Annotated in this window: 3 protein-coding genes and 1 pseudogene; 2 read left to right on the top strand and 2 right to left on the bottom strand. The window is 42.4% G+C overall.

Annotation, left to right across the window (positions count from 1 at the left end; translation table 11 throughout):
* Positions 1-541 (bottom strand): annotated as a pseudogene (locus F6K20_RS29615) (DUF4922 domain-containing protein); the annotation flags it as partial.
* A 552-nt stretch (positions 542-1,093) separates the two neighbouring features.
* Here F6K20_RS29615 and F6K20_RS29620 point away from each other — a divergent pair.
* Complete coding sequence (locus F6K20_RS29620) at positions 1,094-1,747, top strand: Uma2 family endonuclease (RefSeq protein WP_287255167.1); 654 nt, start codon at positions 1,094-1,096, stop codon at positions 1,745-1,747.
* Positions 1,748-2,011: 264 nt separating this feature from the next.
* Positions 2,012-2,938 carry a Uma2 family endonuclease gene (locus tag F6K20_RS29625; protein WP_287267838.1) on the top strand — a complete coding sequence of 309 codons (927 nt, stop codon included), beginning with the start codon at positions 2,012-2,014 and terminating at the stop codon, positions 2,936-2,938.
* Between the two features lie 50 nt (positions 2,939-2,988).
* On the opposite strand, the gene F6K20_RS29630 is transcribed toward F6K20_RS29625, so the two are convergent.
* A partial coding sequence (locus F6K20_RS29630) for an S-adenosylmethionine:tRNA ribosyltransferase-isomerase (RefSeq protein ID WP_287297078.1) occupies positions 2,989-3,493 on the bottom strand: 505 nt, incomplete at its 5' end.

Consider the following 3,493-nt stretch of genomic DNA (forward strand, 5'->3'; position numbering starts at 1 on the left):
TCTGGATGTTAACTCCTTCAGGAGCTAGGGGCAGAGGAACTAGTTGCAAGTGCTTGTGTCGTTGACTCGCACCACCAATCTTTCCAGCATTATAGAAAGCCAAGCCATCAATTTCCCCAAGACATGCCCACATAGCTGCAAAATCCTGCAAGGTCAGCCAAGTATCTTGCTCCTCGAAGGCACGGGTGATGATCAGCAGGTGATGGTCAACTACGTTGTATTTGTTCAACAGACACAGGTGGGTGTCGGAAAGGTCTGCTACAAATAAATCTTGTTCGTAGGGAAGAAAAGGGTTGAAATCCTTCGATGAAGTAGCTGTTTTTTCGTCTTGCTTCTTCTTGGCTTTGTCTTTCCATACCAGATTAGACAAAATCCGCACCAGGAAGCGAATACCCTCCTGTTCTACGAATTCGTATTCTGTCGCTATGGAGTGGAGTGCTTTACATTCAAGAGCGTGTTGGGTTTGTGCTTTCAGTTTCGGCCACAATGTACCTGGTTCTAGTACTAGTGTTCTTTCGGTAATTGGTTGTTCTTCAATCATAGCGATCGCATTTCCTTCAGCTTCTATTGCAATCTTAAATCATTTGTCAAAAAGCAAGCATTCAGCGGTCAGCCGTGAGCTAAAAGCTCACGCTACTTGAGGTGCTTAAAATAAACCTCGAATAGGGACTTCGGAGCAGGGACTGAGGCCGTAGGCCACGCTACGCGTTCGGAGCAGGGGGAAGAAAGTTGACTGTACCTGATCAGAATAATAAACGCTATACTATTAGCGATTAACCTTCAAAAAAAAGTAACCCTATCACTTAAAAATAAAGTAACTATTTTAAAATATAAACTACTATAGTTATTTTTAGTAATATGTATTAAAATTGATTTAGAATAACTCAAAAAAACTCTGATACCTTTGCTACTACTCCCGATTCCCGACTCCCGACTCCCGACTCCCGATTCCCGACTCCGACTCCCGACTCCCGACTCCCGACTCCCGATTCCCGACTCCGACTCCCGACTCCCCAAAAACTAGTACAAAAGTTACTCAACCAATTGAGCACTGCTATCAATAAAAGTAATCCTAAAGAGGTAATCCTATACCATGATCACAGGAAATTATGAACTGGCTGAACACCGGGTAATTTGCAAAAATGTCAGTTGGCAGATATTTGAACAATTACTCACAGAATTAGGAGAAGACCGCTCCACTCGCTTGGCTTACGATGACGGAACATTAGAAATTATGACTCCCTTAGGCCCCCATGAAAATAATAACCGCTTTATTGAACGCTTGATTGGTGCGATCGCTGATGAGTTAAATCTAACTATCAAAACCTTTGGCTCCTTGACTCTTAAGCGAGAAACACGATTAAAAGGGGCAGAACCTGACTCCTGTTACTATCTCCAAAATGAGCCATTGGTAAGACATAAGCAAACTATTAATTTAGATCATGACCCACCGCCTGATTTAGTATTAGAAATCGATATAACCAGTGGTTCTTTAGATAAGCGTCCTATTTATGCAGCGCTTGGTGTCCCTGAATTGTGGCGTTATAATGGACAAAACTTAGAAGTTTTTGTGCTACAACAACCGATTTTAATTTATAATCAAGTAAATCAGAGTCCAACCTTCCCTTGGATGCCTTTGAATGCTATACCTAGGTTTATTAACCAAAGTTTAGTTGATGGCGAAACAGCAACATTACGGGCGTTTAGGGCTTGGGTTAGAAAACAACATATAGGAGATATCAATTAGGTAAGGAGCAAAGTCTTGGGTTTTAGGGAGCAGGGACCAGGGAGCAGGGAGCAGGGGTAATAAAATTGAATGTACCTGATCATAATAATAAACGCTATAATATTAGCCATTAAAAAAAACTCAAAAAAAACAATGTATTTCAATTGAATTATAATAACCAAAATAATCTGTATTTCCTACTATTACCGATTCCCGATTTCCTGTTCCCGATTCCCGATTCCCGATTCCCGATTCCCGATTCCCGATTCCCGATTCCCTAAAAAAATGACTAAAAACTGGATTCCCCAAAGTGAAGCTCCTGCTTCTCCTAAAGAAACCCTACCTACCATGTATGATCTGCCGAGTGAGAATCCGGAGGAACCTGGTTTGCCAGACGAATTTCACGATTTACAACCCGAATTATTAAGTCGCACCTTTCGTTGTCAGTATTACCCTTCTGAGGAAGTATTTATTGGTACAGATTTAAATCTTTACTATGATGTGCGCCATCCTCAATGGTATAAACGTCCAGATTGGTTTTTAGTAGTGGGAGTTCCCCGTTTATACGAGGGCACTGATATTAGATCTAGCTATGTAATTTGGCAAGAAGGAGTTAATCCCTTTGTAATTGTAGAATTGCTGTCACCCACAACTGCAAAAGATGATTTAGGGGATAATCTAGAGCAAGAATCTGAAGCATCTAGAAGAGTTGCTGGAAATAGTGATAAGATTCAACTACACGATAGTAATAAAACTAGTAATAGTAGCAGTGAGCTTACCCATCAAACTATTCCTTCCAAGTGGGAAGTCTATGAGCAACGATTACGGGTACCTTATTATCTCGTGTTTAGTCGCTATACCAACCAAATTCGGTTTTTCAAATTAGTCGGAGCTGGTTACCAAGAGCAAGGTATTTTAGCTGATCCACCCCAGATTTGGATTCCAGAACTAGACATAGGTGTGGGATTGTGGTGGGGAGAGTATGCGGGGATAACTCGTAATTGGTTGCGCTGGTGTGATGGTTCCGGAAATTGGCTTCTGACTGATACAGAACAGGAACGGGAAGCAAAAGAACAAGCCCAGCAACAAGTGAAACAAATTGTAGTCAATCTGTTGAAATCAGGGATGGATATTGAACAAGTTGCTAATATCACTGGACTTGATCGGGAGGAAATTAGAGAGTTAGCAGGAGAATCAGATGGGAGCAGGTGAAAAGTAAGCACTCAGCGGTCAGTGCTCAGTGCTCAGCCCTGAAGGGTGGCTCAGATAGTAATCAACATTCCATCACCGTAGCTTAAAAACCGAAAACGGTGTTGAAGAGCATATTGATACACTTCTTCAAGTCGCTTTCGTCCAAGGAATGCTTCAACAAGCAGCAGATGAGTCGTCTGTGGTTCGTGAAAATTGGTAATGACACCCCCAACGAGCTCAAACCGGAAACCGGGGGTAATAAAAAGATTTGTTTGGCCACTCATACCACGAACAGCGCTTTCAAGAGCCCGAACAACCGTTGTTCCAACAGCAATGACACGCCCACCCGCCTCTTTCCATCTATGTAAACGGTTTAACGTTTCTTGGGAGACCTCGAACTGTTCAGAGGAAGGTTTTTGCCTAGATTCAATGCAAAGAGAGCTGGAACTCCCGACCTGTAGCGTCACAAACTCCACCTGCTTCCCACTAGCACGTAGTTGACTAATAAGTTCGGGTGTAAAGTGCAAACTTGCCGTCGGCACTGCAACAGAACCAGCTTTATTTGCAAAGATTGTA

The organism is Moorena sp. SIO2C4 (genome assembly GCF_010672485.1).
GTDB classification, from domain to species: domain Bacteria; phylum Cyanobacteriota; class Cyanobacteriia; order Cyanobacteriales; family Coleofasciculaceae; genus Moorena; species Moorena producens.